Source organism: Streptomyces sp. NPDC000345, assembly GCF_042898825.1.
Lineage (GTDB): Bacteria > Actinomycetota > Actinomycetes > Streptomycetales > Streptomycetaceae > Streptomyces.
The window spans coordinates 16,970-43,061 of the sequence record NZ_JBIAZE010000002.1; the positions used below are offsets into that span (position 1 = coordinate 16,970).

Annotated in this window: 18 protein-coding genes and 1 pseudogene; 6 read left to right on the plus strand and 13 right to left on the minus strand. The window is 71.6% G+C overall.

Features of this window, described 5'->3' with window-relative positions:
- Nucleotides 1-278: 278 nt before the first annotated feature.
- Nucleotides 279-1,979: a carboxylesterase/lipase family protein gene (locus ACFY30_RS04765; protein ID WP_390844183.1), complete on the plus strand. Its 1,701-nt coding sequence runs from the start codon at nt 279-281 to the stop codon at nt 1,977-1,979.
- A gap of 21 nt (nt 1,980-2,000) precedes the next feature.
- On the opposite strand, the gene mmuM is transcribed toward ACFY30_RS04765, so the two are convergent.
- On the minus strand, nt 2,001-2,939 hold the full coding sequence (mmuM, locus tag ACFY30_RS04770; RefSeq protein WP_390843712.1) for a homocysteine S-methyltransferase: 939 nt from the start codon (nt 2,937-2,939) through the stop codon (nt 2,001-2,003).
- A gap of 139 nt (nt 2,940-3,078) precedes the next feature.
- Entirely contained in the window at nt 3,079-5,205 is a 2,127-nt protein-coding gene (locus ACFY30_RS04775; RefSeq protein ID WP_390843713.1) for an autotransporter, read from the minus strand.
- Between the two features lie 387 nt (nt 5,206-5,592).
- Between ACFY30_RS04775 and ACFY30_RS04780 the strand changes: the two genes are divergently transcribed.
- Nucleotides 5,593-7,005, plus strand: coding sequence for an RICIN domain-containing protein (locus tag ACFY30_RS04780; RefSeq protein WP_390843714.1), 1,413 nt, complete (start codon nt 5,593-5,595; stop codon nt 7,003-7,005).
- 7 nt (nt 7,006-7,012) lie between these two features.
- Here ACFY30_RS04780 and ACFY30_RS04785 read toward each other — a convergent pair whose 3' ends face one another.
- Nucleotides 7,013-8,692, minus strand: coding sequence for a rhamnogalacturonan lyase B N-terminal domain-containing protein (locus tag ACFY30_RS04785; protein ID WP_390843715.1), 1,680 nt, complete (start codon nt 8,690-8,692; stop codon nt 7,013-7,015).
- 191 nt (nt 8,693-8,883) lie between these two features.
- On the opposite strand from ACFY30_RS04785, the gene ACFY30_RS04790 reads away from it, so the two are divergent.
- Both ACFY30_RS04790 and ACFY30_RS04795 read left to right on the plus strand, forming a co-directional pair.
- A complete protein-coding gene (locus tag ACFY30_RS04790; protein WP_390843716.1) occupies nt 8,884-9,933 on the plus strand; it encodes a rhamnogalacturonan acetylesterase in 1,050 nt (349 codons plus the stop codon).
- A 142-nt stretch (nt 9,934-10,075) separates the two neighbouring features.
- Nucleotides 10,076-11,851, plus strand: a complete 1,776-nt coding sequence (locus ACFY30_RS04795) for a DUF2264 domain-containing protein (protein ID WP_390843718.1) — start codon at nt 10,076-10,078, stop codon at nt 11,849-11,851.
- 82 nt (nt 11,852-11,933) lie between these two features.
- On the opposite strand, the gene ACFY30_RS04800 is transcribed toward ACFY30_RS04795, so the two are convergent.
- Nucleotides 11,934-13,325, minus strand: coding sequence for a hypothetical protein (locus ACFY30_RS04800; RefSeq protein WP_390843719.1), 1,392 nt, complete (start codon nt 13,323-13,325; stop codon nt 11,934-11,936).
- A gap of 130 nt (nt 13,326-13,455) precedes the next feature.
- Between ACFY30_RS04800 and ACFY30_RS04805 the strand changes: the two genes are divergently transcribed.
- Nucleotides 13,456-13,836 carry a VOC family protein gene (locus tag ACFY30_RS04805; protein ID WP_390843720.1) on the plus strand — a complete coding sequence of 127 codons (381 nt, stop codon included), beginning with the start codon at nt 13,456-13,458 and terminating at the stop codon, nt 13,834-13,836.
- 111 nt (nt 13,837-13,947) lie between these two features.
- Nucleotides 13,948-14,288: pseudogene (locus ACFY30_RS04810) on the plus strand (isocitrate lyase/phosphoenolpyruvate mutase family protein); the annotation flags it as partial.
- Between the two features lie 78 nt (nt 14,289-14,366).
- Here the strand turns inward: ACFY30_RS04810 and ACFY30_RS04815 are convergent.
- The 9 genes from ACFY30_RS04815 to ACFY30_RS04855 form a co-directional block, all read right to left on the minus strand.
- Nucleotides 14,367-14,957, minus strand: coding sequence for a WHG domain-containing protein (locus ACFY30_RS04815; RefSeq protein WP_390843721.1), 591 nt, complete (start codon nt 14,955-14,957; stop codon nt 14,367-14,369).
- A gap of 480 nt (nt 14,958-15,437) precedes the next feature.
- Nucleotides 15,438-16,244, minus strand: coding sequence for an ABC transporter permease (locus tag ACFY30_RS04820; RefSeq protein ID WP_390843722.1), 807 nt, complete (start codon nt 16,242-16,244; stop codon nt 15,438-15,440).
- 1 nt (nt 16,245) lies between these two features.
- On the minus strand, nt 16,246-17,043 hold the full coding sequence (locus tag ACFY30_RS04825; protein WP_390844184.1) for an ABC transporter permease: 798 nt from the start codon (nt 17,041-17,043) through the stop codon (nt 16,246-16,248).
- 5 nt (nt 17,044-17,048) lie between these two features.
- Nucleotides 17,049-18,044 carry an ATP-binding cassette domain-containing protein gene (locus ACFY30_RS04830; RefSeq protein WP_390843723.1) on the minus strand — a complete coding sequence of 332 codons (996 nt, stop codon included), beginning with the start codon at nt 18,042-18,044 and terminating at the stop codon, nt 17,049-17,051.
- 139 nt (nt 18,045-18,183) lie between these two features.
- Nucleotides 18,184-21,069, minus strand: a complete 2,886-nt coding sequence (locus tag ACFY30_RS04835; RefSeq protein ID WP_390843724.1) for a glycoside hydrolase family 2 TIM barrel-domain containing protein — start codon at nt 21,067-21,069, stop codon at nt 18,184-18,186.
- Between the two features lie 12 nt (nt 21,070-21,081).
- A complete protein-coding gene (locus ACFY30_RS04840) occupies nt 21,082-21,945 on the minus strand; it encodes a carbohydrate ABC transporter permease (protein WP_390844185.1) in 864 nt (287 codons plus the stop codon).
- 29 nt (nt 21,946-21,974) lie between these two features.
- Nucleotides 21,975-22,940, minus strand: a complete 966-nt coding sequence (locus ACFY30_RS04845; protein WP_390662507.1) for a carbohydrate ABC transporter permease — start codon at nt 22,938-22,940, stop codon at nt 21,975-21,977.
- A 20-nt stretch (nt 22,941-22,960) separates the two neighbouring features.
- Entirely contained in the window at nt 22,961-24,220 is a 1,260-nt protein-coding gene (locus ACFY30_RS04850; protein ID WP_390843725.1) for an ABC transporter substrate-binding protein, read from the minus strand.
- 531 nt (nt 24,221-24,751) lie between these two features.
- A complete protein-coding gene (locus ACFY30_RS04855; RefSeq protein ID WP_390843726.1) occupies nt 24,752-25,999 on the minus strand; it encodes an ROK family protein in 1,248 nt (415 codons plus the stop codon).
- Nucleotides 26,000-26,092 lie beyond the last annotated feature (93 nt).

The window sequence follows — 26,092 nt, forward strand, 5'->3', positions numbered from 1 at the left end:
GGTGCGTAGGAAACGTTTTCTGTGAGCGTCCTCCACCGTAGGTCCGCTCACAGACGTGGTCAATCGGCCGGATGGATCGCCCGGCCGGAGAGTACGTCTCCCGTGGTCCCCGCCCCCAAGGCGCGGGCGGGTCCACCGGCGGCGGCCGCGACCGGCTCGGTGTCGGCACCCTCGTGTACGCCGAACAGCCCTGCCGCAGGCTCGTGCGCCGGAATACCGCGCGCCGGTGTGATGCTCTGGTACTACCGGTGCACAGCGCGGCGAAGGGCTGGTGGCAGATGACGGCGGACCAGACGAACCCCGTGGCCGAGGGCCGGAGCGACCCCGCCCCGGTCGTCGGAACCCCCTACGGGGCCGTACGGGGACGGTACGAGCACGGCATCGCGGTCTTCCGGGGCATCCCCTACGCGGCGCCCCCCTTCGGGCCCCGCAGGTTCAGGCCGCCCGAGCCGCCCGAGCCCTGGGACGGGGTGCGCGACGCCGGCGCCTTCGGGCCGACCTCGCCGAAACCGCCGTACTCCGACGCCTTCGCCCAGTACCTGTCCGACCCGGTCGTGCCCGGCGACGACTGTCTCAACCTCAACGTCTGGACCCCCGACCCGGGCCCCGGCGCCCGCCTCCCCGTCCTGGTCTGGCTGCACGGCGGCGCGCTGACCAGGGGTTCCTCGGCGGTGCCGGTCTACGACGGACGGCACTTCGCCCGCGACGGCATCGTTTTCGTCTCGATCAACTACCGGCTCGGCGTGGAGGGCTACGGGCTCTTCCCGGACGCCCCCGCCAACCCCGGCCTGCGCGACCAGCTCGCCGCGCTGCAGTGGGTCCACCGGTCCATCAGGGCCTTCGGGGGCGACCCCGACAGGGTCACCCTGGCCGGGCAGTCCGCCGGCGCCATCAGTACCGGTGCGCTCATCGCCGCCCCCCAGGCCCAGGGCCTGTTCCGGCGGGCCGTCCTGCAGAGCGGGCCGCCGGAAGCCCTGGAACGCGACAAGGTGCGCCGCATGGTGCGCCGGATGGCGACCCGGCTGAAGATCCCCGCCACGGCCGAGGCCTTCGCCGCCGTCGACCGCGATCTGCTGCTGCGCACCCAGGCCGAGGTCGGCAGACTCAGCAGCCCCGTCCTCGGCGGGCCGGCCTTCGGCATCGTCGTCGACGGCGACCTGGTCCCGCGCGACCCGCTCCAGGCCCTCGTCGACGGCGACGCGGCCACCGGAGCCGACCTCCTCCTGGGCTGGACCCGTGACGAGTACCGGCTCTGGCTCGTACCGGGCGGCCTGCTGGAACGCGTCGACCGGCTCGGCGCCGTCGCGCTGGCCGGGGCCATGGCCCGCTGCCGCTGCGGCCACGAGGTGCCGCGCGGCTACCGTGCCCTGCACCCGGAATCCGGCACCGCCGAGATCGTGGGCCAGATGGTCACCGACCACCTGCTGCGCCTGCCCCTGCAGCGCCTGGCCGACGCCCGCCCCGGAACGTCGTACGTGTACGAGTTCGCCTGGCCGTCACGCCGCCCGGGCCTCGGCGCCTGCCACGCCCTCGAACTCGGCTTCGTCTTCGACACCGGCCGCACGCCCGAGTCGGCGAAACTCGCCGGAGAGGGCGCCCCGCAGGACCTGGCCGACGACCTGCACGCCGCCTGGGTGCGGTTCGCGGCGACGAGCGACCCGGGGTGGGAGCCGTGGGACGCCAGGCATCCGGTGCGGGTCTTCGGTGATCCTTCGCCCGCGGACGACGCGTCGGCGTGTACGGACGGCGACCTTTCGCATACAAGCGCCGGTGGATCGTATACCGCATACGGGCTACGGGATCGTGAGCTCGCCCTCTGGGCGACCGCAGCCGACCCGGCCCCGCCCGCCCCACCGGCCGCACCCGGCGCACCGGCCACGACTCTGGATCCCCTCGCAGGCGGCCGGATCATCCGCCGCACGGAGCTCAGATCGGCCGTGCGCCGACTGCGCCGCGCCGGAGGGGCGCGACAGGACTGACCCCGGTGCGGGGGCGCGGATCTACGACGCTCCCAGCGTCCGCGCGATCGACGCGACGGCCTCCGGCCCCACCCGGCAGCAGCCGCCGATCAGGCGGGCACCCGACTCCCGCCAGCCCAGGACCTGTTCGGGGGTGAAGGTGGAGCGGCCGTTCCACGCCCGGGCCCGGGCGTCCCAGGCCTCTCCGCTGTTCGGGTAGACGACGACCGGCTTGCCGGTCACCCGCGCCGCCGTCTGCACGGCCGCGTCGACGTCCTCGGGGGCGCAGCAGTTCACCCCGACCGCGATCACCTCGTCCGCGTCGGCGGCCAGGGCGAACGCCTCGTCCAGAGGCTGGCCGGCCCGCGTCCGTGCACCGTCGACCGTATACGAAAGCCAGGCCGGCACCCCGAGTCCGCGCACCGCCCGCAGCAGTGCCTCGGCCTCGTCGGCGTCGGGAACCGTCTCCAGCGCCAGTACGTCGGGCGCGGCGGCGGCCAGGACCTCCAGCCGGGGCCGGTGGAAGCGTTCCAGCTCCTCGACGCCCAGCCCGTAGCGGCCCCGGTACTCGGAACCGTCCGCGAGCATCGCACCGTACGGACCCACCGACGCCGCCACCCACAGCGGGCGGGCGACCCCCTTGTCCCGGGCCTGGCGGGCGGCGTCCCGGGCCAGTTCCACGCTCAGCGCCAGCAGCCGGGCGGCCTCCTCGCGGGGGATCCCGCGCTGCCCGAAGCCCTCGAACGTCGCCTGGTAGCTGGAGGTGATCGCCACGTTCGCGCCGGCCTCGAAATAGGCGAGGTGCGCCTCGGTGATCGCCTCGGGGCGCTCGGCCAGCAGCCGCGCGGACCACAGCTCGTCGCTCAGGTCGTGCCCGGCGGACTCGAGCTGGTTGGACATGCCCCCGTCGAGGACGACGGTTCCTGCGGCAAGGGCTTCGGCGAGCGGTGCGCCGGGCGGGGGAGGAGTGTCGCTGGTCATGTCACGACGCTAGTCGAACGGGCGGCGGAGAGACGTCCGCGTCCACTTCGTGAACAAATCGCCCACCATGTGGAGAGCGGTCCGGCCGGCCTCGGTGCCCCGAGCGGCGTCCCGAGACGTCCTGAGGCCGCCTGGCGTCCTACGCAGCGTGCCGCCCGCCACCGCGGCGGGGCCGGGCCCGCCGGCGCAGGGTCATCGGCATCCCGAGCCCCGCGAGCAGCCCCGCGGCGAGGACGTACGGCCACCACCCCATCCCCGAGTCCATACCGGTGTTCGCGCTGCGGGTGCGCGCCGCGGCCGCTCCGGCGGAGGCCGGCTTCCGGGCGGACGGCGACGCGTTCACGGCGCCGGCCGTGAGGACCACGTCGTTGCCGTCGCCGCCCCGGTAGCTGATCCGGTACACGGTGTCGGCGAGCTTCACCCGCGCGCCCTCCCGCAGCCCGTCGAAGGTGCCGGCCACCGCGCCGTGCCCGGAGTGGTCGAGGACGGTGATCTCCCGCCGCCGCTCGTCCCGCCCGGAGCCCTCCGCGGCCGCCCCGGCCGCCGACAGATCGAGTCCGCCGCCCAGCCGCACCCGGCCGCTCACCCTCAACGGCGCCGTTCCCAGCACGAGTTGACCCCGGTCCTGCTGGGTGTAGTCTCCGCTCACCGTCAGCCCGCCGGTGACCACGCCCTCGTTGGTCACGGCCCCCTCGACCGTGCCCTTGCCGCCGAGCGTGCTCGTCACCCGCAGCGCCGAGCCGCCCGTGTCCAGCCGCGCGCCCGCCGAAGTGAGCCGGATCGCACGGCTGTTGGCGAGGCCGGCCCCGGCGCGCAGGGCGAGGGTGCCCTTCCGGACCGTGGTCGTGCCGGTGTACGTCACCGCGGATCCGGTGAGGGTCGTGGTCGCGGTCCCGGACTGGACGAGCGCGCCGCTCCCGCCGATCCCCGAGAGGGAGACCGGTGTCCGGGTGTTGCGCACGACGAGGGTTCCGTCGTTCACGATCCGCCGCCGTGTCGTGCCGGTGAGCAGGGAACCGTCGCCGCCCGCCGTCCCCGACCCCAGCCGCAGCACCGCGCCCTTCTCCACGGTCGTGGAGCCGTCGTAGTACTGGGCGGCCGCGAAGGTGACGTCGTTCCCCTCGGTGCCGGCGACGACGACGTCCCCGGCGCCGGGCGCGGCGAGGGTGTCGTGGTACACACCGCCGCCGATCGGCGCGCCCAGCGTCACCGGCCCGTCGTAGTCGAACGTCAGCCGGGACCGCCGCCCGCTGCGCTCGTGCAGGTTGATGTAGACGGTGTCCTTCGTGCCCGGCATGAAGATCCGGTGCGTGGTGCCGTCGCCCCACCGCACGTCCGCCCCCTCGATGTTGGTGCCGCGCTTGTTCGACTGATGAGGGAGGGCACGCCAGTTGAGGCCCGGGTCGCTGAGCGACGGATGGGTGTCGCCGCCCTGGTCGCTGTAGCTGTACTGGCCGGTGAGGACGACCTTGCTGCCGGGGCGGGTGTGGACGTTGACGTCGCTGCCGTACGCGCGCTGGTAGAAGTCCTGGCGCAGGGTGATCGTCTGGTACAGCGGGGTGTCGATGATCCAGGAGCCCTGGTTGAGGATCGCGCGGGCGGCGGGCAGCGACACGGGGTACTCGGGGCGGCCGACGGCCATGCCGGTGCCGTTGTCGAGGACCCCGGAGAAGGGATGCGTGCCCGCCAGGTCGAGGGTGCCCCAGGTGCTGCGGGGCTGGGTGACGAGGCCGGAGCCGCTGATCGTGCCGATGTTGAAGGTGCGGGTCAGCGACAGACGGAGCGTGCCGTCGACGCGCACGTTGAGCTGGTTGAGCCGGTAGCCCGGGGTGTCGTACGGGAAGTGGCCGATGAGACCGGTGCCGCCGCCGGTGCCGTACTGCAGCGTCGTCCCGCGTTCGACCGTGACGGCGGGCGGGTCGGGGTGGGTGACCGTCGTGTAGGGGTGGTTGCCGCCCTGGGTGCGCACCACCTGCCGCTGCCGCGCCTTCGGCAGGGTGAAGTCGCTGTCCCGGGTGAGGACCAGCGTCCCGCCGCCACGCACGGTGAGCGTTCCCTCGCCGCGGAAGACACCGTCGTACGTCGTCGTCCCGGACGGCACGGTGACGACCGTGTCCCCGGTGAGCGTGACGTCCCGGCCGGCCAGTACGTCGGCGGTGACGTCCCGGGCGCCGGCGGCCACGGCCGGGGGAGCGGTGGCCAGGAGGGCGGCGACGGCCGCGAGGGCGCCGGTGGCCGCTGCTGAGGTGTGGAGAGAACTGCGCACGGCTCGGAGACGGTGCGGGGCCGCCGCCGATAACAGAAATTCGCTGCCGCGCCGGAAACCCCCGGGGCCCGCCGGAATCCTCCAGAAAAGGTTTTCTACCAAGTCTCGCGCGACCCGTTGACCTGCTCGTAACACACCCTTACCTTTTCGGCGTTCGTCATTCCACATGTCGTTCGCAGTTACGAACACCCCTCGCTGGAGAGGCTGCCGCGTGCGCCCCGACCCGCTCGTCCTGCACGCGCCGGCCCCCGGACCCACCGGCACACCGACGGCGAACCGCTGGACGACCCCGACCGCCACACCCGGATCCAGACCTTCGGCCGGAGACCGGACGGCACCCCCGACTTCGGCGCCCCCGTCGCCGAGACCGTGAAGGAGAGTGCGTAGATGAGACGTGCGTACGCCACCCTGCTCGCCCTCTGTCTGGCGTTGCTCGGTGCCCTCGCCACCGCCGGGCCCGCCCGGGCGGCGGCCCTGACCGTCCCCAACGGAGTCCAGTTCACCGACACCTCCGGCAACGTCGTGCACGCGCACGGCGGCGGTGTCATCAAGGTCGGCAGCTACTACTACTGGTTCGGCGAGGACCGCAACGCGGACAACACCTTCCGGTACGTGGACGCCTACCGCTCCACCGACCTGAAGAACTGGGAGTTCAGGAACCATGTCCTGACCCAGTCCAGCGCCGCCGAGCTCGGCACCGCCTACATCGAGCGGCCCAAGGTCGTCTACAACGCCTCCACCGGCAAGTTCGTGATGTGGATGCACAAGGAGAACGGCACCGACTACAGCGAGGCCCGCGCGGCCGTCGCCGTCTCCGACACCGTCGACGGCAGCTACACCTACCGGGGCAGCTTCCGCCCCCTCGGCGCGTACATGTCCCGCGACATCACCACCTTCGTCGACACCGACGGAACCGGATACATGGTCTCCGCCGCCAACGAGAACTACGACCTGCACATCTACCGGCTCACCGCCGACTACACGGCCGTCGACAGCCTGGTCGCCAACCCCTGGGCGGGCGGCCACCGCGAGGCCCCGGCCCTGTTCAAGCGGGGCGGTGTCTACTTCATGCTGACCTCGGGCGCGACCGGCTGGAACCCCAACCAGCAGCAGTACGCCACCGCGACCAGCCTGTCGGGCCCCTGGTCGTCGATGACGAACGTCGGCGACTCCACCGCCTACGGTTCGCAGACCGCGTACGTCCTCCCGGTCCAGGGCACCTCGGGCACCTCGTACCTGTACATGGGCGACCGCTGGGGCAACTCCTTCGGCGGCACCGTCAACGACTCCCGCTACGTGTGGCTGCCGCTGACCTTCCCGTCCTCGACCTCCCTGTCCCTGTCCTGGTCCCCGGAGGTCACCGTCGACACCGCCGCCGGGACGGTGACCGGTAGCAGTGCCACGTACAACACGCTGGTCGCCCGGCACAGCTCCAAGTGCGCCGACGTGACCAGCCAGTCGCTGTGGCAGGGGGTCCAGATCAAGCAGTACACCTGCAACGGCGGCAACAACCAGAAGTACTGGTTCAAGTCGGTGGGAAGCGGTTACTATCAGCTGGTCGTCCGCAACAGCTCCCTGTGTGTGCAGGAGAACGCGAGCACCGTCACCCAGGAGAACTGCGACGCCTCGGCCACCACCCAGCAGTGGTCCCTCAGCACCAGTGGCGGCTATGTGACCGTCAAGTCCCGGGCCGGCGGCAAGTGCCTGGACGTGAGCGGCGCGTCCACCGCCAACTCGGCCGCGATCATCACGTACACGTGCAACGGCGGCACGAACCAGCAGTGGACGCAGGGAACATGAGGTGACGTCAGGTGAGCAGGTCGATCGCGTCGATCGACGTGCCCGCACTGAGGAAGGACGTCGTCCCCGAGCCGCTCGCCACGTAGATCCTCAGCTGGTTGTAGGCGCTGGTGTCCGTCAGCCAGGCGGACGCCGGCACGCTGTAGGTGAACGTGTGGTTGTTGCCCCGGTAGGAGCCCACGGTCAGCGACCGGGTGCTCGGCTGGGTGGGCGGGGAGGGGACGGCCGACGTCCAGGTGTCGTTGACGGTGATCTGCGGACGGCCGTTGGCGTAGGCCGTCGTCACGCCGATGCGCAGGGTGTGCGCGGCGGCGGCCTGGGCGGCGGTCAGCCGGAAGTAGACGATGATGCCGCTGTTGACGTCCTTCCACAGATAGCAGGGGAAGGCGGACGTCTCGTTGCCGCTGCCGATCACCACGTTCCCGGTCCAGGAGGCGGCCCGCACGTCGGACGGATGCGCGTACGTCATCAGCTCGGCGTTCTTGAAACCGCCGGGCGTGCCGTTCCAGTCGCCGATCCGCCAGATCGCGCTCGCGTTGCCCGGGTCGTTCGAGGACGGGACGGCGATCGTGTTCAGGGTGGTCGTAGCGCCGGCGGACACGGTTGCCTGTGTACTGTATACAGCCAACTCGCCCTTGTAGACGGTCAGTGTGTACGTTCCCGGCAGCACCCCGCCGATGGAGAAGTAGCCGTCCGAGGCCCGCGCCGGCCCCCAGTACTGCGCGGCCGAGTTGGCGAGCCCGACCGTGTAGGCGTACGCCGTGTTCCGCCCCGTGATGCCGACGCCCGCGACCCGGCCCCGGCCGCCCGCTCCGACGTACCCGGAGATGCCGAGCGAGTCCGCCCAGGACGTGGTGAGCGTCCCGGGGAAGAGCGACGAGGAGGGCGCCCCGCCGTCCGTGAGGGCGATGACGTAGGGGCCCTGGAGGCCGAAGCGCTGGGCCTCGGTCTGGTTCTCGCCGTAGTACAGGATCTCGTACAGGCCGCCGCCGTCGGCGCTCTGGTGGCGCAGCAGGGAGCGGTAGAAGGGCCCGCCCGAGGCCTTCTCGTGGTTGCTGCGCACGATCCACAGTCCGACGGATCCCGTCGTCCAGCCGATGTAGTCGTAGTCCGTCACCCGCAGCTTCGCGTAGTGCTTGGAGCGGGTCTGGCCGTCGGACTTCGCGAACACGTCCGAGGCCTCGACGGTGGAGGACGTGTAGGTGTAGGAGTCGGGCTCGTCGTTGAGGAACAGGCCCTTCTTCACGCGCAGGATGTAGCGGGTCGCCGAGACCGATGTGTCGGCCTTGTTGGTCCACAGGTAGATGTTGTTCTCGCCGCTGCGGGCCGCGTAGTAGTGCTTGAGCGTGCCGTACGTGACCGAGACCAGGATCGTCGAACCGGACTGACCGATCGTCACCGTCGAGGTGCCCAGGCCGGATTCGATGTGCGAGTTCTTGCCGTCGTAGCCCTGGTACTCGGTGCCCTTGTAGACCAGCGAGGTCAGGTCGCCGTTGGTCTTGCTGACCTTGAAGACCAGGCTGGCGCCGGTGTCGACGACGTAGTGGGAGCCGTCGTCGCTCCAGCCGAAGCCCGCGGCGGACGCGGGGGCGGCGAGCGGGCCGGCGAGGGCGGCCGAACCGGCGGCGGCCGCGGTGCCGAGGACGAAGGTGCGGCGTCGGACCGAGTGGCTGTCGGATCCGGACATGGGGGTGCCTCCTTCGGGAGGTGTGGGGTGTGCGGGTGTGGGAGAGAGTGACAGTTGAATCGATTTCGCGAAAGGGCTTTCGCTCCTTGGAGGTTGGCGATCTCGTGAAATCGGTCCAAGGTCTAGAAAGCGCTTGCCGGAGGCGGTACGGTCCAGCCGCCAGGACTGCAGCCGTGACGGAGGAGCCGCAAGTGAGACGTTTCACCATCGCCGCGTCGGCGACGCTGACCCTGACCGCCGTGCTCACCGCCGTCCCCGCCACCGCCGGGGCGCACGAACGCCCCGCCCCCCTCGGCATCGACCACTGCACCGCCACCGCCTGCCACTTCGACGTCCCGCCCGGCACGTACGACGTCAGGGTCCTGGTCGGCGGTGACGCCGCCTCCGGCACGAGCGTCAGCGGCGAGACCCGGCGCGCGCTGCTGCCCGAGACCACCGCCGCGGCCGGCGAACGCGTAGCCCGCAGCTTCACCGTCGACGTCCGTACACCTGAGGGCGAACCGACCGGCGCGGAGGGAACTCCCGGCCTGGACCTGGTACTCGGCGGCTCGGCGCCCGCCCTCGCCGGCATCCGGGTCACCCCCGCCCGGCACGCCCGCCAGATCTTCCTCGTCGGCGACTCCACCGTCTGCGACCAGCCCGGCGACCCCTACACCGGCTGGGGCCAGGAACTCCCGCAGTACCTGCGCAAGGGCGTGTCGGTCGCCAACCACGCGGACTCCGGGGAGAGTACGGTCACCTACCTGCAGAACCCGCAGCTGTGGGCCACCGTCCGGCCGCTGATCCGCCCGGGCGACCTGGTCCTGATCCAGCTCGCGCACAACGACAAGACGACCGACGAGGTGACGTACCGCACGAATCTGGAGACACTGGTGGCAGGAGTGCGTGACAAGGGCGGCGAACCGGTCCTCGTCACACCCATCGTGCGCCGCTGGTTCAACTCCGACGGCACGCTCAACAACGGAACGGCCCTGCTGGTCAACGGACTCGGCGTCGACCACCCGGCGGTGATCCGCTCGGTCGCCGCCGCGCGGGACGTACCGCTGATCGACCTGACGGCCAGGACGAAGGCGCTGGTGGAGTCCCTGGGCGTCGAGGGCTCCAAGGCGCTCTACCTCTACAACGAAAAACGCGACAACACCCACACCTCCGTGCACGGAGCCACGGTCTACGCGGGCCTGGTCCGCGACGAGCTCGTCGCCCAGCACCTGGTGCCGAGGGGCACCGTGCGGGTGGGATGAACCCCTGGGGGCGCCCCGACCGGAACCGGGACGCCCCCAGGTCCCGCCTCCCGAGGGGAGCCGGGGTCTTCCCGGCCCCGACCCGTACGGGGCCGAGGCCGCCGGCACCCGTACCGGCCGCATGCCGAGAGAGAACCCGCCGATGCACCTGCCCCCGCCCGACCCCGCCCTCAGCCCCCGCACCGGCTACACCCGCGCCCACTGGGAGGCGGCCGCCGACGCCCTGCTGGCCGCGGTGGAGCCGTACGCCACCGAGGACCGCGCCCTCTACCACTTCCCCGGCGACCGGGAGAGCTGGTCGGGCCGTCTCTCCGACGGGCTGGAGGGGTACGCCCGCACCCTGCTCCTCGCCGCCTTCCGCCGCGACGAGACGGCACTTCAGCGGTACGCGGACGGACTCGCGGCCGGCGTCCTCGGGGTGTGGCCCCGTATCGAGGACCGGAGCCAGCCGCTCGTCGAGGCCGCGTCGATCGCCCTCGCGCTGCGGCTGACCCGGCCCCTCCTCTGGGACCGTCTCGACGACTCCGTACGGCACCGCGCGGCCGCCTGGCTCGGCGATGCGCTGACCGCCGAACCCTGGCCGTGCAACTGGGAGTTGTTCCCCGTCACGGTCGGCGGCTTCCTCCAGGAGATCGGCTACCGGCCCGAGGCGGCCGGCAAGGCGATCGACCGGGGGCTGGAGCGGATCGAGAACTGGTACGTCGGCGGCGGCTGGTACACGGACGGCGACGGCCGGAAATACGACTACTACAACGGCTGGGCCATGCACCTGTACCCGGTGCTGCACGCCCATCTCGCCGGCGACAGCCCACTGCTGACCGTGTACGGCGGCCGTCTCCGGGCCCATCTCGCCGACTACGCCCGCCTGTTCGGCGGCGACGGCGCCCCCCTGCATCAGGGCCGCTCGCTCACCTACCGCTTCGCCACGACCGCGCCCCTGTGGCTGGGCGCCCTCACCGGCCACACCCCGCTGCCGCCCGGCGAGACGCGCAGACTGGCCTCGGGCGCGCTGAAGTACTTCCTGGAGCGGGACGCCGTCGACGAGCGCGGTCTGCTCACCCTCGGCTGGCACGGCCCCGACCCCTGCGTCCTCCAGGGCTACTCGGGTCCCGCCTCCCCCTACTGGGCGAGCAAGGGTTTCCTCGGCCTGCTGCTGCCCCCGGAGCACGAGGTGTGGACGGCACCGGAGGAGCCGGGTCCGGCGGAGCGGGAGGACGCGGTGACACCGGTCGCCGCGCCCAACTGGCTCCTGCAGTCGACCCGGGCCGACGGGCTGGTCCGGCTGCACAACCACGGCAGCGAGGACGTCCGCTACGACCCGTACTACACCCGGCTGGCGTACTCGACGGTGACGGCCCCCTCCCCGCCGGCCTCCCCGTCGTCCTCCTCCTCCGCGGCGTACGACAACAGTGTGATCGTCGGGGGCGACCCGAGTCGTACGGGTATCGAGCCGCTGGGCGCGGGGGACGGCTGGGCGGCGTCCCGGCACACCGTGGGCGGAGCCGGGGTACGGGTCACCAGCGTCCTGCTGGCGCGGGGCGCGACGGAGGTGCGGGCCCATCTGGTGACGGGGGCGGAGCCCGGGACCCCGGTGCGGGTGACGGGGTGGGCGGCCCCGGAGGGGGTGGGCACGCAGCTCACCCCGGTCTCCGGTCTGGACGGCGTCCCCGGCTCACCCGGTTCCGCCGGCTCCCCCGCATCCCTCACAGGTACTACAGGGGAGGGCGCCACCCTGTTCGTCGCGCTCGCCCGGCTCACCGCCGAGCCGCAACCGGCCCCGCTGGAGGACACGGTCTCCGTCCGGGTGGAGGGACCGGACGGGATCCTCGTGCGCTGGAGCGAGGGGACCGAGGTCCGGGCGAGCCTCTCCGGGGACGCCGTACGGGTCGGGCCGCCCGCCGTCGGGGCGGACGGCTGACCGCCCCGCACGTTCCACGGCGACCCCGGGCTTCACCACGGCCGGACGCCGGGGTTTCACACGGCGCCGGACGCCGGGGTTGTCACGGCTTGAGGCGGGCGATCCGCAGGGTCGTCGTGGTCGGCGAGGCTCCGGTGAGCGCCTTGGTGTACGTCGGGGTCACGGGGGCGTACGCCCAGGTCAGGGTGCCGTCCTTGAGGACCGCGAGGTCGCCCGTGATGCGGGTGCTCACCACCCTGTCCGCGCTCCGGAACGTGCCGTTCCAGTCGATGAGACGCAGATGGGTGCCAGTGAACGTGCCGGTGCAGGTGCCCTCGGCGCACTTGGCGTTCTTCAGGGACTCCCAGGACAGCAGGAGCCGGTCCTTGCCGTAGGGGGCGAGGTGGACGTTGACGTTCTCGGTACCGGCCGCCTTGGTCAGACGGACCGCCTTGCCGGGGCCGGAGGTGCGGTTCTTCATGAAGGCGACGGCGACCTGATGGGTGCTGGTCTTCGGCTTGACGGTCCAGCCGCGGCCGCTGGAGTCGTCCGGGTTCTTCTTGGCGGAGGCGGCCCCGCGCGAGGCGAACGCGGTGGCGTAGCGACCGGTGGAGGACTTCACGAGGTCACCCGTACGGCCGGGGAAGGTGCCGCCGCAGTAGCCCGCCCAGCACTGCTCGCGCTGCACGACCGGAGCGGTGTCCGGGGCGCCGATCCCCGTGGTGACGAACAGGCCCGAGCGCCAGTCGTCGAAGCAGAGGGAGGTGAAGGCGCCGGAGGTCTCGGCGTGCAGCGCGATGCCCTCGTTGTGGCTGCACCCCCAGCTCCAGCCGCCGCTGAGCTTCGTCCCCTTGGCGCTGAGGTACGTCAGCTTGTCGCCGTAGTGCCCGTCGGCGAAGCCGCCCGCGCCGTGCACGACGAAGTAGGCACCGTACTTGGAGCCGTTCCAGGTGAGCTGGCCGTCGAGCAGCGGAGCCGTGTCGTGGGAGGCGGTGCCGGTGAGTTTCGTGCGGAAGGTCTGCTTGCCGTTGGTGTAGCGGACGATCGCCGCCGCCGTCTCCTTCCACTTGTTGGTGTCCGGGACGCGGGTGAGCAGCGCGAACCCGTCGTCGTGCGCGACCAGGCCGCCGACCTCCTTGGCGCCCTTGACCACCGTGTCCGCGCCCGAGCGCTTCCCGGCGGCGGTCAGCGGGGTGACATGGACGCCGTCCGCGGCGGGCCAGGCCACCCGCAGCGTGCCGTCGGGGGCCACCGCGGTCGCCGTCCGCGTCCACTCGCGCGTGTTGTTGTAACCGGCCGAGAGATAGGGGAACTTGGCGCCGAGGGCCACGGCGGTGGTGGTGGGGGTGAGGTTCGGCGCGGCGGTGGTCGTCGCGGCCCCGGCGGTGGCGTACCACGCGCCGGCGAGCACCCCGGCGGCGGCGAGGGCGCCGATCGCCGGCTTTCGGGCCGCGCGGATGCGGCGGTGGCGCGTGGTGCGTCGTGCAGATGTCATGGCCTGTGGTTGCCGCCGGGACGGAGAAGGGTTGCCGTGCCGGGTGGGATTTCCGGGACGGGTGAACAGAGCGCGCCGGGGCGGGAATTCGGCGTTGCCGCCCGTGAAGGGCGTGCACAACAATCCCGGCATGACTTCTGCCATCCGCCATGTGACGGTCGACTGCTCCGACGCCTACGCCCTCGGCAGCTTCTGGTCCGAGGTGCTCGGCCGGCCCCTGCACGAGGACGACAAGCCCGGCGACGAGGAGGCGCTGATCGAGGGGGCGGGCCTGCTCTTCGTCACCGTCCCGGAGCCGAAGACCGTCAAGAACCGCGTCCACTTCGACCTCCAGCCGCAGGGCCGGACGCGGGACGAGGAGGTGGAGCGGCTGCTCGCCCTCGGGGCCGAACTGGTCGACGACCGGCGCAGGCCCGACGGCACCGGCTGGGTCGTCCTCGCGGACCCGGAGGGCAACGAGTTCTGTGTGGAGCGCGGCGAGGCGGAGCGGACGGCCACCGCGTCGCGCTGAGCGGCGGGCGCGCGGTGCCGACGACGGTTCGGCCTGCGCCGAAGGGCTGGGCGTCCAGCGTGCGCGGACAGCGGTCGGCACAGGCCGGGGGAGCGGGGAGGCGCCGGGCCCGTGACCCCGTTCGCCGCCCCGCACCACGCGGACGCGCCGCTTCTGCTGCCCAACGCCTGGGACCACGCCTCCGCGCCGGCGCTGGCCGGACAGGGCTTCCCGGCGATCGGCACGACGAGCCTGGCCGTGGTGGCGGCCGCCGGAGTGCCCGACGGGGCGTCGGCGACCCGTGACGCGACCCTCGGCCTCGCCCTTCTTCTCGGTCCGCTCCCTTTCTCCTCTCCGTGGACGCGGAGGACGGATTGAGTCAAGGCCCTGACGAGGAGGGGGAGTTCGCGCGTCTGCTCGACGCCGGGGCGGTCGGCATCAACCTGGAGGACGGGCGAGGTCCGGCCGTCCGGCAGCCGGACGCCACAAGGGCCGACACCGGTGTACGGCGACGTCCAGGCACTCGCCCCCGGCGCGACCGCCGGCTGAGGTCAGTCCTCCGGGACGTTTTCGCGGGGCCAGTGGGTCAGGGCCACGTGCAGCGCGTCGATCGCCTTCTCCCACGACCGCTGTACGTCCCGGGGCGCGCCGAACGACCCGCCGGCCTCCAGGGCGCAGTACCCGTGGAAGGTGCTGCGCAGCAGGCGGACGGCGTCGGTGAGGTCGGGCTCGGCGAGGCCGTAGGCGCGCAGCATGCCGTAGGTGATCTCGGCGGTGCGGCGCAGGGCGGCGGGCTCCGGCTCGGCGAGGAGTTCCCGGTCGATACGGATCTGCCCGGCCGCGTACCGTCCCGGGTGCTGGAGGGCGTACTCCCGGTAGGCGCCGGCGAAGGCGGCGAGCGCGTCCCTGCCGGCCAGCCCGGCGACGGCCACGGCGATACGGTCGATCATCTCGCCGCCCACGAACAGCGCGAGCCGCGTCCGCAGATCCCTGAGGTTCTTGACGTGGGAGTACAGGCTCGCGTCCTTGACGCCGAAGCGCCGGGCCAGCGCCGAGATGGTGACGCCGTCGGCCCCGGCCTCGTCGGCCAGCTCGGCGGCGGCCGCGACGAGACGGTCGGTGGTGAGGCCGGCGCGGGGCATGCGGAACCGCCTTGGTGGACTCGGGCCTTGACAGATCAGGGGAATCCTAAGGGCGGCCGGCATCACCGGATCCTGCTCGTGGCCCGGGTGCGCCGCAGGCCCGGCTTCGGCCCGGCCGGGACGGCGGCGGTCGCGGTGAGCACGGCGCCGCCGTCGCGGGCCCGGGCCGGGCACAGGACGTGCCGGTCGGTGCCCTCGCCGCCGTCTTGGTGGCCTGCGTCGCCGTCGCCGGCACCCGCTCGACGTCCCTGCGCCAGGAGGTGACCCCGAGCCGCTGCTCGGCCGCGTCACCTCCGCCTTCTGGACCCGCCCCCACACGGCGGCCCCGGTCGGCGCGACCGTCCTGACCTGGACGGCGGAACGCCACGGGACCGCCCCCGTGGCCCGGGCGGCGGGCGGCGCCAGCGTTCCGGGACCGTCACCTCCGTCCCACCCCGCGGACCGGGGTCAGCAGGGCGAACCGTCGCACCCCGGCCGTGGTCAGCCGTTCACGCCGGTGTAGCGCCCGAGGCTCCAGCGCCACAGCAGGCGCGAGCCCAGGTACGCCAGCGCGCCCAGCAGGGGGGAGGCCGCCGCCAGCCAGTAGGGGACGCCGGTGTCGTGACCGTGGCCGGTGAGGACGGCGGCCGGCAGGTAGGCGACGAACGCGAGCGGAAGGCCGTAGGTCAGCAGTCCGCCGACCGCGCGCGGGAGCACGTTCAGCGGGTAGCTGCCGAAGGTCCCGAGGAGTTCCTCCAGCCAGCGGCTCCAGTAGTCGGCGGCCGGGAAACGCAGGGAGGCGGCGGCCACCGCGGTGAAGAGCGCCGCCTCCAGCAGCATGCCGCCGACGACCGCCGCGACCAGGTACGAGACGCGGCCCGCCGTCCAGTCCAGGTGACTGCGGCTGATCGCGCCCACCATCAGGCCCGCCGCCACGGTCAGGTCGCCGATCGCGTTGGCGGGGAAGAAGGCGAGCTGGACCTGGCGGTGCACCGGCATGGGGCGCAGCAGATAGACGTCGATCTTCCCTTCCTGGATCTGCCGGCCGATGAAGTGCATCCGCCCCAGCAGCAGCACCATCAGACCGTGCGCGAGCATCCGCGTCGCCGGGATCAGCAGCACCTCCGAGCTGTCCCAGCCGCCCATCCCGGTGAACCGGGACAGCAGCACGGTTGCGAACACGATCACCGCCACCTGCCAGATCGCGCCGGCCGCGATGTTCAGCAGGAACTCGGTGCGGTACTCCATCGAGGCACGGATGTTGAGCAGCGTGATGCGCCACATGATGCGCACGGCCTTCACCGACACCTCAGCCCCCCTGTGAGATCACGCGCCGCGCGGCCTGCCGCCACACCCACCGGGTGAACAGCGCCAGCACGACGACCCAGGCCGCCTGCACGGCCAACTGGACTCCCGCGTCGGACAGCCGGATCCGGCCGATGTAGATCGACAGCGGCACGTTCAGCGTCGCCTGGAACGGCAGGAAACCGCTCAGCCTGACGAACCAGTCCGGGAAGAACCACAGGGGCGCGTACACGCCGGACAGCAGGTTCTGCGCGAAGATCAGGATGAGCATCGCGGAGTTGTTGCGGATGGTGAAGAAGCACAACTGGTCCAGGACGAGCATCACGTAGTACAGGACCCACTGGCCGAGCAGCAGACTGAGCGCGAACACCCCTGCCACGGCCGCCGATCCGGGCGGCTCGATCACTCCGGCCGCCAGACACACCGCGTATCCGCCCAGCGCCCACGCGAACCCGTACACCTGCTCACCGAGGGCGCGCAGGGCGTAGTAGCGCCGGGGCGGCAGCGGGCGCAGGTACCAGTACACGATGGTGCCGTAGTGCATGTGCTGGATCACGGTGTCCCGGCCCGCGTACTGGTCCAACTCCCGCAGACGGGAGGCGAGTACGGCCAGGACGGCGTAGGTGACCGCCTGTCCCTCGTCGAGTCCGGCGGAGGTGCCGGTGCGCGAGTACAGGCCGTGCCACAGGGAGGCCACCAGTACCACCTGAACCGCCAGCCGGAGCAGCACGGCGGTCATCCGGGGCGGGGCGTGCAGCTCGCCCAGCGGAGTGACACGGGCGGCGCGCCACGCGTGCACCATCGCCGTCACAGCGCCTCCGTGGAGACGTACGCGGCCCGCATCACGTCCTCGAGGTCCGCCTCGTCCAGCGCGACGTCGGTGACCTCGTACCGCTCGACGACCGCCTTCAGGGCCTGGTGCACGGTCGGCGCGGCGGACCCGTCCGGACCGAACACCACCCGCGCGCCCTCGTGCCGGACCACCGCGATCCCCGGCAGCGCCGCGACCTCGGAGTGCAGGTCGGCGAGCGTGACCCGCACCTGCCAGGTGGAGCCGAACGTGCGGCGGATCTCGTCGAGCGTGCCGTCCAGCACCAGCCGGCCGTGGTTGACCAGCACCACGCGCTCGGCGAGCCGCTCGACCTCCGTCATGTCGTGTGTGGTCAACAGGACCGTACGGCCCCGCTGTTCGACCTGGTACCGGAGGAACTCGCGGACCTGCTCCTTGACCACCACGTCCATGCCGATGGTCGGTTCGTCGAGGAAGACGACGGGCGGGTCGTGCAGCAGCGCTGCCGCCAGGTCGCAGCGCACCCGCTGACCGAGGGAGAGATGACGCACCCGGGTGTCCCAGAAGGAGGACAGGGCCAGCAGGTCGTCGAACTCCCGCAGACGGGCGCTGTGTTCGGCCGCCGGAACCTCGTAGATGTCCCTGAGGATCGCGAACGACTCGCGCACCGGGAGGTCCCACCACAGCTGGGTGCGCTGCCCGAACACCGCGCCGATGTTACGGGCGTTGCGCTCGCGCTCGCGGTACGGCACGACACCCGCGACACGTGCCTCGCCGGAGGTGGGGGTGAGGATGCCGGTCAGCATCTTGATGGTGGTCGACTTGCCGGCACCGTTCGGGCCGAGCAGCGCGAGGAGTTCGCCCGCGGCCACGTCGAAGGTGATGTCACTGACCGCGTGCTTGGCCACGCGCTCGGGGTTGACCAGGGAGCGCAGGGCTCCGGATAAGCCGGGTCGCCGGACGGTGGTGTGGAAGGTGCGGGACAGACCGCGCACCTGGATGGTGCCCCTCACTCGTTCAACCTCCAGTGAAATGCGGCCGGCCGGCTGGAGGGCCGGCACGGCCGCGGGAGAGGTACTCACCGTGTCGGACCGTCGATCAACCGGTCAATCGATTAATCGACCCGGGCGCGGTCGGCCGACGGCCACGCGGTCAGCGGGTGGCCGTGAACACGAACGAGAACTCGGCGGGTGCCACGTCCAGGAAGTACTGCGGCAGCGGGCCCGGGCCGCACGACTGCGAGCCCACACCGTGCTGACCGTGGTCGAGGTTGACCCACACCGTGTCGCCCGGCGTCAGATCGGTACGGTGCCGGGCGGCGTCCAGCTGCTCGCTCGTCCAGCGCCGGGCGGTGAACCAGAACTCCGGGGCGCCCTCGACGCGCAGTCCGCCGAGCTCCGCCCACCGGACGTCGGCCCGGGCGCCGTTCTCCTGCGGACGGACGTACGGAGTCTGCATACGATCCACCGTCGACCGCCAGCGGCCGACCGCCGACGCCGTCCTGCTGTCCGGATACGCCTCGCCGGGACCGCCGCCGAACCAGGTCACCGTGTCGGCCTCGGACAGGCCGAAGCGCACGCCGAGCCGGGGGAGCGGAACCGTCCAGTCGCCCTCCGGAGTGACGGACACGGTCAGCTGTATCCGGTCTCCGTCCGACGTCCACCGGTACACCGTCGACAGCCCCACCTCCCAGGCGGCCGGCGCCACCCGGGTCCGCACCGTCAGCGCGTCGTCCGCGAGCTCCACCGCGTCGAGGCGGTGCCGCATCCGGTGCAGGCCCAGCCTGCGCCAGAGCACGCCGTGCCGGACGTCCGACTGCCAGGGCGCGCCGTCGTCGTTGTCGGTGGTCGCCCGCCACACGTCCAGGCGCAGGCCGGTCACCTCCACCGAGCCGATGCCGCGCAGTGCGCCCGTACGCGCGTCGAAGGCGGCCGGGCCGAGGGTGATGAGGCGCCCGTCGGCCACCGGGCCGCTCGTGGCGGCGACCGACGGCACGGCCCGGGCCGTGCCGGGCACCTGGCCCCACGCCACCACATGGCCGGCCGGTGCCCACGCCGTGTCCTCGGCGAGCACGGCCCGCACCGTCCAGTACGTCTCCGCGCCGGCCGGCACGTCCGCCGGGGGCTGCGGCAGCTTCACGTCCGCCGACCGGCCCGCCCCGAGCGCGGGCACCGGCAGGACACCCGAGCCGACCGTCTCGCCGTCGGCCTCGAACGCCCAGGTGAAGGTCAGCGCCGACAGATCGGCGAAGTCCTGCTTGTTGGTGACCCGCACGGTGCCGTCGCCCGAGCCCTCCAGGGCGACCGGCTCGATCACCTTCGTGAACTCGACCAGGCCGGGGGAGGGGGTGCGGTCGGGGAGGAGCAGGCCGTCGCAGACGAAGTTCCCGTCGTGCAGCTCCTCCCCGAAGTCGCCGCCGTAGGCGTAGCCGAGCCCGGGGTGGCGGATGCCGTGGTCGATCCACTCCCAGACGAAGCCGCCCTGGACCCGCTCGTGCGCCTCGAAGATCCGCTGGTAGTCGGCGAGTCCGCCCGGCCCGTTGCCCATGGCGTGGGCGTACTCGCACAGGACGAAGGGGAGCCCGCGCCGCTTGAGGGTGCCGCCGTCCAGGCGGCGGCCGATGCGCTCGACCTCCTCGTGGAAGGCGTACATGCGCGAGTACATGTCGGTGTCGCGGCAGTCGACGTCACCCTCGTAGTGCACCAGCCGTGAGGTGTCGCGGGCGTGGATCCACTCGGCCATCGCGGTCAGGCCGCGGCCGGTGCCGGCCTCGTTGCCGAGCGACCAGATCACCACCGACGGGTGGTTCTTGTCCCGCTCGACCATACGGGCGGCGCGGTCCAGCAGGGCGGGGGTCCAGCGGTCGTCGTCGACGGGGTTGTCCCGCCAGTCCTGCTCGACGAATCCGTGGGTCTCCAGGTCGCACTCGTCGATCACCCACAGCCCGTACTCGTCGCACAGGTCGAGGAAGGCGGGGTGGGGCGGGTAGTGGGAGGTGCGGACGGCGTTGATGTTGTGCCGCTTCATCAGCAGCACGTCCTGGCGCATCGTCTCCGGGTCCAGGGCGCGGCCCCGTTCCGGGTGCCACTCGTGCCGGTTGACGCCCTTGAACAGGACCGGCCTGCCGTTGACCTTGATCAGGCCGTCGGCGAGCTCCACGGTCCGGAAGCCGATCCGCAGCGGCACCCGCTCGCCCTCGGTGGCGAGGACGCCGTCGTAGAGCCGAGGGGTCTCGGCCGTCCAGGGCAGCACAGGGACGGTGACCGTCTCCCCGGTCTCGACATCGATGTCCAGGGCGGGCACGGTCACCCTCCCGTCGACGTCGGAGTCGACGCGCAGGGTGCCCTCGCCCGTGACATGGTCGTAGGAGGCGTGCACGAAGAAGTCGAGCACGCTGCCCGCCGGCCGGTGCAGCAGCGTCACGTCACGGAAGATGCCCGGCAGCCACCACTGGTCCTGGTCCTCCAGGTAGGAGCCCGCGGACCACTGGTGCACCCGGACCGCCAGGACGTTGCCCGACGGCTTCAGCAGATGTCCGACGGCGAACTCGTGCGCCAGCCGGGAGCCCTTGAACTCGCCGAGGTCCGTCCCGTTCAGCCACACCCGGGCGCAGGACTCGACGCCGTCGAAGCGCAGGACGGCGCCGCCTTCCGACCGACCGGGCCAGTCCGCCGGCAGGTCGAAGACCCGCAGATGGTCACCGGTCGGGTTCTCGGTCGGCACCCGCGGCGGGTCGACCGGGAAGGGGTAGAGATGGTTGGTGTAGATCGGTGATCCGAAGGCGCCGTCGCCCTGCAGGACCCAGTGGCCGGGGACCGTGACCTCGGCCCAGTCCCCGCACTCGTCGCCGCCTTCGGCGAAGGAATCGTCCTCGGCGTCCGCCGTCGGTGACAGGCGGAAGCGCCAACTTCCGTTCAGAGAGAATGACTTCGCGTCGGAGGAGGCGTACCAGGCGCGGGGCGCAAGCGCCCCGCTGCCCGGTGAGACGTCCTCGACGTAGTCGACGGCCGTGGTCCTGCTGGTGGTGCGGAAGGACATCTGTCTCCTAGTTCAGCCCTTGATGCCGGTCTGTGCGATCCCCTGCACCAGCCAGCGCTGGAGGAAGAGGAACACCAACAACAGGGGCAGGATGGAAATCGCCGTGGCCATGAAGATCAGGTGGTAGTTGACGGTCTGGTTGGTCATGTACGACGACAGCGCGACCTGGACCGTCCAGGCGCTGGGGTCCTGGCCGATGACCAGCGGCCACAGGAAGGAGTTCCAGCCGTTGATGAACGTGATCGTGGCCATGGCCGCGAAGAAGTTGAGCGAGTTGGGGACGACCACGCGCCAGTACGCGCCCCAGTAGCCGAGTCCGTCCACCCGCGCCGCCTCCTCGAGCTCCTTCGGGAAGCCCAGGAAGTACTGCCGGAAGAGGAAGCAGGTGAAACCACTGAACAGGCCCGGGATGATGAGACCCCGGTAACTGTCCACCCAGCCGAGGGACGACACCAGCACGAAGCTGGGGACGAAGGTGACGGCGGTGGGAACCATCAGGGTGAACAGGACGGCGTAGAACACCTTGTTGGCGTGCCGGTAGGGGATGCGTGCCAGGCCGTAACCGGCGAGGGAGCACACGAACAGGATGCCGACGGTGTGCAGGATGCCCACGATCAGCGAGTTCACCATCGACTGGCTGAAGTCGACCGTGGTGTCCTCGAACGGCTCGGTGATGTTGCCCCACTGGATGTCCGTGGGGAAGAACTTCCAGTTCTCGCCGGTGATCTCGGGGTCGGTGGACAGGGAGTTGCGGACCAGCAGGTAGAACGGGATCAGGAAGAACAGCGCGGCGACGCCGGTGGCGAGGTACAGGCCGGCGGAGCCCATGACCGAGCTGCCGCGCCGCCTGCGGTGTGGCCGGGGGGCCGGGGGCATCGCGTCCTTCACCTCGGGTGCGATCGTGCTCACTTGGACTCCTCACCCCTTCCGAAGCCCATGATCCTGCCCTGGAGGAGGGTCACGACGCAGATCAGCAGGGTCAGGATCACGGCACCGGAGCTGCCCCGGCCGTAGTCCTGCTCCTGGCCCAGGGCGACGTAGTACAGCTCGACGAGGGGCGGCCGGCCCCAGGTGGTGCGCGCCAGCAGGTTGAAGAACTCGTCGAAGGCCTGGTAGGCGGCGACGAGCAGCAGCAGGATCACGGCCGTGGAGGTCGCGCGCAGCTGCGGCAGCGTGATGTACCGGAAGGTCTGCCAGCCCGGCCTGGCGCCGTCGATGGCGGCGGCCTCGTACAGCTCGCTCGGGATGTTCTGCAGCGCGGCCAGGAAGAGGATCATGTAGAAGCCGGACTGCAGCCACAGCCGGGCGGTGACGATGACCAGCCAGTACCAGGGCGGGTCGGGGTTGGCGAGCCAGGCGATGTTCTCGACGCCGAACCAGCCGAGCACCGTGTTCGCCAGGCCGAAGCGGACGCCGTTGAAGATGGACATCTTCCAGATCAACGAGGCGGCGACATAGGAGCACGCGGTCGGGAGGAAGAACACCGACCGGAAGAACGCCCGCATGAACCGCAGCCGGTTCACCAGGAGCGCCAGGCCCAGCGACAGCGCCCACGTGGTGGGCACGATGATGGCGGCGAAGACGGTGAAGGTGACGAGCGACCCCATGAAGTCGTCGTTGCCCAGCATCTCGCGGTAGTTGGCGAAGCCGACGAACTCGCTCGGTGTGACGGTGAAGCGGGCCTCGAAGAAGCTGAGGTAGATGCTCCAGCCGATGGGGACGTAGACGAAGATCAGCAGCCCGACCAGGAACGGGCTGGTGAAGAGCCAGAAGTTGAAGGTGCGGTTGCCCCGCAGCCCCCGCCGCGGCCGGGCCTTGGAGACCTTGGCCGGGGCGGGGCGCGCGAGGTCGCGCTTGGCGATGGCAGACATGACGCGATCCGTCCGGCGGCCTATCCGAAGAGCTTCTTCAGTTCGGCGTCGACCTTCTTGTCGCACTGGTCGAGCGCGGCCTCCGGATCGCCGTTCTTGCGGACGCAGTTGGCGAAGACGTCCTCCGTGGCCGTGATCATCGCCTGCGTCCAGCCGATCCTGTCGAAGTGCCCGAACTCGTTGAACAGCTTCACGCCCTCGGCCGGCAGGCCCGACTTCAGCTTGTCCGCGCCGGCGGCGATGGAGGTGCGCGGCGGGATGTGGAAGCCGTAGGACAGGGCCCAGTCCTCCTGGTACTCCTTCTGGTCGATCCACAGCCACTTGACGTACTCCTTGGCCGCGTCGACGTTCTTGCCCTTGGCGTTGACGAACATCGACCAGCCGCCGTTGTAGACGGCCGGCCTGCCGGCGGAGCCGACCTTCGGGAAGGGCATGATGCCGAGGTCGTCACCGAGCGCCTTCTGGAACTGCGGCATCGCCCACATCCCGCACCACTGGATGGCGCACAGGCCCTGGTTGAGCGCGGAAGGGTCCCAGAAGTCGGCCGGCGCGTCCAGCAGCAGGTCGCCGCTGGTGAATATCTTGCGCATCGCCTTCAGGCCCTCGACGACGCCGTCCGTGTGGTACGCGATCTGGTTCTTGTCGTCGAGGGTGTCGGCACCGGCCCCGTAGATCAGGGGCTGGATGACGGCGTGCAGGTCGTTGCCGAGGAACAGGCCCTTCACCTTGCTGGTGGTGAGCTTGGCGGCGGCCTCCATCAGCTCGTCCAGCGTGGTCGGCGGCTCGACGCCCGCCTTCTCCAGCATCGACTTGCGGTAGAAGAAGAACTGCGGGTCGTCGATCATACGGATGCCGTACGTCTTCCCGTCCACCGTGTGCGAGGCGATGTCGGCCTGGTTGAAGTCGTCCTTGACCGGCTCGATGAGGTCGGTCAGGTCGGCCACCTGGCCGCTCTCGATGAGCTGGTACTGCGGGTGGAACTCGAACAGGTCGGGCGCCTGGTCGGTGAGCAGAGCCGCGAAGAGCTTGCTCTCGAAGTTCGAGCCCGTGATCCACTGCGTGGTCACGTTCGCGTCCTTGTAGGCCTTCGCGTACCGCTTGATCGCCTGCTCGGTGCCCGCCTCGCCGTACGCGTGGAAGTACTGCACCAGGCCCTTGCCCGAACCGCTCCCCCCTCGGCCGTTGTTGCTGCCGCAGGCGGCCAGCGTGCCGGCCGCGGCCATGCCCGCGGCGGCCCGGAAGAGAGAACGGCGGGACCAGTTGTTGCTCATTGCCGACATGCTGACGTCCTTGTCTCGAAGTGCGGCTACGGCTCTGTGCACCGGCGCCAGGTGGCTCGATTCCTGTCGCGGAGCGGGACGTTAACCTTCGGCTAAGGCTTCGGCAAGGGGTTGGACGAAGCCTGTTCGAAGCGTTGTGATCGGTTCGGGATAGCGAACCGACCGGGGTGCGGGGAGGGGTGTGGAGCGCCGCAGGTGTGGGTAACGCGGGCGCGGAGAAGGGCGGTTGAGGCAGCCCGCGAGGCGGCTCGGGACGCCGGGGTGAGGGCCGCCGGGTCAGGTCCGGCGGCCCTCGGCTCAGGGGGCGGTCACGGGTGCGGCCGGGCCTGTTCGGTGCCACCCGTGCGGCGGGGGCGGATCGCCCGGCGGATCACCCGGCCGGCGCGGCCGGTGGGCGGCGCTCGCGGACGGGGCGGTGAACAGGGCCCCGGTGCGGGCGCGTTCGGCCGCGAACGCCGTCCGGGCGGCCCCGCCGGTGCACGTTCACCACTGCATCCCTTCGTCGGCGTGAAGGCGGTGCGGTTCGCCGGTTCACGAGGCCGGCGCGGTACGGCTCCTCGCCGCGGCCGGACGCTTCGCGGTCCGCTGCCCCACGGACTGCAGCGCCCCCTCGAGCGCGAACGTCGCCGCGCCCAGACACGCCGGGTCGGTGGGGATCGGGGAGAGGACGATCCGGTTGGCGGCCAGCGGCCGTTTCAGCGCGTGCCGGGCGACGGCCTCGCGCACCTCCTGAAGGAGGGGCACGCCGAGCCGGGCGGCGACCCAGCTGCTCAGCACGACCACCTCGGGGTTGAGCACGTTGACCAGGTTGGCGATGCCGGCCCCGAGGTAACGGGCCGTGTCCCGTACGACCTTGACGGCGACCGGGTCGTTCGCGGCGACCGCGTCCGCCAGGGCGTCGACGGTGGCGGTCTGGTCCTCGGGATGCAACAGGGGGCTCCGCGGGGCGATTTCACGCAGGTTCTGCATGATGCCGGGCGCGCCCACGTACGTCTCCACACAGCCGTGGTTGCCGCACCGGCACAGCCGGCCGTCGAGCACGAGGGTGGTGTGCCCCCATTCGCCGGCGCTGTTGCTGACCCCGCGGTGCAGTGCGCCGCCCAGGACGAGTCCGGCCCCGACGCCCGTGCCGAGGTTGACCACGACCGCGTTGCCGTGGCCGCGCGCCGCCCCGAACCACAGCTCGGCGACCGCGCCGGCGCGCAGCGGATTGTCCAGGTACAGGGGATAGGCGATGTGCTCGGAGAGCAGGTCGAGCAACGGCACGTCGTGCCAGTCCCAGTTGGGCGCGTACTCGGCGACACCCGTGTCCCGGTCCACCTGCCCCGGTACGCTCACCCCGACGCCGAGCACCCGGGCCGCCTCGATCCCGGCCTGCGCCACCACCGAGCCGACGGCCGCGGCGACATGGCCGACCACCTGCTCCGGCCGGCTCTCGCCGGGGCGCATGTCCTCCTCCGCGCGGGCCAGCACGTTCAGCGCGAGGTCGAACAGCTCGACATGGACGTACGTCTCCGCGATGTCGACGCCGATCAACGCGCCCCCCGACGCGTTGACGGCCACGAGGCCCCGGGGACGGCCGCCCGCCGAGTCCTCGAACCCGACCTCCGTGATCATGCGGAGGTCGAGCAGCTCGCCGACGAGGGTGGCGACCGTGGCCAGGGAGAGCCCGGTCGCGGCCGCCAGCTCCTGCCGTGAGGTGGGCGAGGCGGCGACGATCTGGCGCAGCACCTCGTAGCGGTTCGCGGTGCGGATGTCCCGTGATGTGCCGCGCTTCATCGAGCTCCCTTCGACCCCCGGCACTGTCGCCGGTACGGCGACGGCACCGGCGCGGCGTCAGGCTATGGCGTGCCACGGCGTTCGACAAGGGGT

Excerpts from the sequence above, each read along its gene's own strand:
- ACFY30_RS04765 (WP_390844183.1), top strand. The coding sequence starts at position 279 with ATGACGGCGGACCAGACGAACCCCGTGGCCGAGGGCCGGAGCGACCCC.
- mmuM (WP_390843712.1), bottom strand. The coding sequence starts at position 2,939 with ATGACCAGCGACACTCCTCCCCCGCCCGGCGCACCGCTCGCCGAAGCC.
- ACFY30_RS04780 (WP_390843714.1), top strand. The coding sequence starts at position 5,593 with ATGAGACGTGCGTACGCCACCCTGCTCGCCCTCTGTCTGGCGTTGCTC.
- ACFY30_RS04785 (WP_390843715.1), bottom strand. The coding sequence starts at position 8,692 with ATGTCCGGATCCGACAGCCACTCGGTCCGACGCCGCACCTTCGTCCTC.
- ACFY30_RS04795 (WP_390843718.1), top strand. The coding sequence starts at position 10,076 with ATGCACCTGCCCCCGCCCGACCCCGCCCTCAGCCCCCGCACCGGCTAC.
- ACFY30_RS04800 (WP_390843719.1), bottom strand. The coding sequence starts at position 13,325 with ATGACATCTGCACGACGCACCACGCGCCACCGCCGCATCCGCGCGGCC.
- ACFY30_RS04805 (WP_390843720.1), top strand. The coding sequence starts at position 13,456 with ATGACTTCTGCCATCCGCCATGTGACGGTCGACTGCTCCGACGCCTAC.
- ACFY30_RS04815 (WP_390843721.1), bottom strand. The coding sequence starts at position 14,957 with ATGCCCCGCGCCGGCCTCACCACCGACCGTCTCGTCGCGGCCGCCGCC.
- ACFY30_RS04825 (WP_390844184.1), bottom strand. The coding sequence starts at position 17,043 with ATGGTGCACGCGTGGCGCGCCGCCCGTGTCACTCCGCTGGGCGAGCTG.
- ACFY30_RS04835 (WP_390843724.1), bottom strand. The coding sequence starts at position 21,069 with ATGTCCTTCCGCACCACCAGCAGGACCACGGCCGTCGACTACGTCGAG.
- ACFY30_RS04840 (WP_390844185.1), bottom strand. The coding sequence starts at position 21,945 with ATGCCCCCGGCCCCCCGGCCACACCGCAGGCGGCGCGGCAGCTCGGTC.
- ACFY30_RS04845 (WP_390662507.1), bottom strand. The coding sequence starts at position 22,940 with ATGTCTGCCATCGCCAAGCGCGACCTCGCGCGCCCCGCCCCGGCCAAG.
- ACFY30_RS04850 (WP_390843725.1), bottom strand. The coding sequence starts at position 24,220 with ATGTCGGCAATGAGCAACAACTGGTCCCGCCGTTCTCTCTTCCGGGCC.
- ACFY30_RS04855 (WP_390843726.1), bottom strand. The coding sequence starts at position 25,999 with ATGAAGCGCGGCACATCACGGGACATCCGCACCGCGAACCGCTACGAG.